The organism is Parasutterella sp. (genome assembly GCF_057870745.1).
On the sequence record NZ_DBMALT010000098.1, the window covers coordinates 1 to 1,589 of the forward strand.

Below are 1,589 nucleotides of genomic sequence, written 5' to 3' on the forward strand. Positions count from 1 at the left end.
TGAACAATAACTTGAGGAGTTAACACGAAAAGAAAAAAATGAAAATCTACTATAAGCCCCGTCTATCGGGGCTTTGCACGATATAAGGGGCTAAACACAGGGCTCTCGATTTCATTTCCATTTTTGCAACTCGAGGCTCAATAATTGCACTTTACGAAATATACATAAAAACTCATAATGTTGCCATAGCGAAAACGGAGTCTTCTCTTGTTTCAGCTAGAAATGGATCATCTTTAACCGCCTTCTTCTCGAATGGCGGTTTTTTTTTTCACATTTCTACTGAGTCTAAGAATTTTGGGCCGGAAGAAAGAAGAAACTAATTTCCTGCTTTTAAATCTCACAAGGAATGATATGAGAATCCAAATTTCAGTTGCTGCAATGCTTCTCTCGCTTAGTGCAGTTTCTCAAGCTGCTATGTTTGAACCGGTGCCAGAGCCAACGATCGCTCCTCAAGATCAGGCGAAAGTTGAGCTAGGAAAAATGCTTTGGTTTGACCCAAGGTTGTCCAAATCTGGTTTTATTTCCTGCAACAGCTGCCATAATTTATCTACTGGAGGTGTTGATAATTTGAAGACCTCTGTCGGACACGGTTGGCAGCAAGGCCCAATTAATTCGCCCACGGTTCTCAATGCGGAGAAACAAATCGCTCAGTTCTGGGACGGAAGAGCCGCAAACTTAGAGGAGCAGGCAGGAGGGCCGATTGCCAATCCTAAAGAGATGGCCTCGACGCATGAATTAGCTGTCCAGGCCATTGACTCCATTCCAGGATACAAGCCTTATTTTAAAAAAGCCTTCGGAACCGACAAGGTTACAATCAAAGAAATAACGGACGCTTTGGCTGCCTTCGAGAAAACATTAACTACACCCAACTCTCCTTTTGACCGTTATCTGAAGGGAGATAAAGCGGCTTTGACTCCACAGCAGATTAAAGGTTTTGAACTTTTTAAAACATCCGGCTGTACGATTTGCCACAATGGACCTTTGCTTGGAGGTTCTTCTTATCAGAAACTTGGTGTAGTTAAACCTTATCAAACAACTAACACTGCTCAAGGTCGAATTGAGATTACGAAGAAAGATCAAGATCGCATGACCTTTAAAGTCCCACAATTGAGAAATATTGAGCTCACTTACCCGTACTTCCATGACGGAGAGGCGAAAACCCTTGAGGATGCAGTTCGCATAATGGGTGAGGTTCAGTTAGGTAAGACTTACACGCCTGAACAGCTAGCTGATATTGTCGCGTGGATGAAGTCATTGACAGGAGATCAGCCGAAGATTGTTCTTCCTATTCTTCCGCCTAATGGTAAAAATACGCCTCAGTTTGATCCCTGGAAGAAAGACTAATTTCCTTTGACTGTGTAGTGCGCAAAAGCCAATTTAAAGTTGGGTTTTGCCTTCTTTAAAGTTAAAGGCTCTGTTCAGAGTAAGTATTGATATTAGTTGTCGCGCCTCCATTTAAGGGGTATTTTTAAGTTAAGGAGGTACCCCATGTTTACCACAGCAGTAGATAAGCTCCTTTCGCAGTTTTTTGCCTTAAGCGCTGAAGAAAGATCTTGCATTCTGGAAGTTCTCGTTGATAGCCAACCCAT

The 1,589-nt window shown here is 42.5% G+C and carries 1 protein-coding gene; it reads left to right on the plus strand.

What is annotated here, in order from left to right; translation table 11 throughout:
* Positions 1–351: 351 nt before the first annotated feature.
* On the plus strand, positions 352–1,344 hold the full coding sequence (locus tag ACZND6_RS12840) for a cytochrome-c peroxidase (RefSeq protein WP_293738640.1): 993 nt from the start codon (positions 352–354) through the stop codon (positions 1,342–1,344).
* Positions 1,345–1,589 lie beyond the last annotated feature (245 nt).

Excerpts from the sequence above, each read along its gene's own strand:
- ACZND6_RS12840 (WP_293738640.1), top strand. The coding sequence starts at position 352 with ATGAGAATCCAAATTTCAGTTGCTGCAATGCTTCTCTCGCTTAGTGCA.